This is a genomic window from Psychrobacter sp. TB20-MNA-CIBAN-0197 (assembly GCF_040309765.1).
GTDB lineage: Bacteria > Pseudomonadota > Gammaproteobacteria > Pseudomonadales > Moraxellaceae > Psychrobacter > Psychrobacter submarinus.
Genome location: NZ_JBEOPC010000494.1, coordinates 1 through 276, shown reverse-complemented (window position 1 = coordinate 276; position 276 = coordinate 1). Strand labels below are relative to the sequence as shown.

1 protein-coding gene is annotated in these 276 nt (G+C 44.2%); it reads left to right on the top strand.

Annotated elements, in window-relative coordinates; genetic code table 11:
- On the top strand, nucleotides 1–276 hold a 276-nt coding region (locus tag AAEY83_RS14650), incomplete at both ends, for a hypothetical protein (RefSeq protein ID WP_351060008.1).

Genomic DNA, 276 nt, shown 5'->3' with positions numbered 1-276 from the left:
GAATAATAGCGCGCCTGAATTCGGCGTCTACCTTCCGCCACTGATCGTTGCATATACCTCTGGGGACAACGAAACTCTCAGCCTTCCGTTTTATTTTAGCCGCTCAGGTTATGCGTCCTCCGTTACATCAGCAGCAAGAACCAACGCTAAAAAAGTTGTTCCAAACAATCGTTTAGTTATGCTGGATTACTCAACTCATCTAGAAGTTCTAGTCTCAAATGTCACACTTGGATCAGATAAGCTTCGGCATGAACTAGTAAAACATGCCAATCTCTC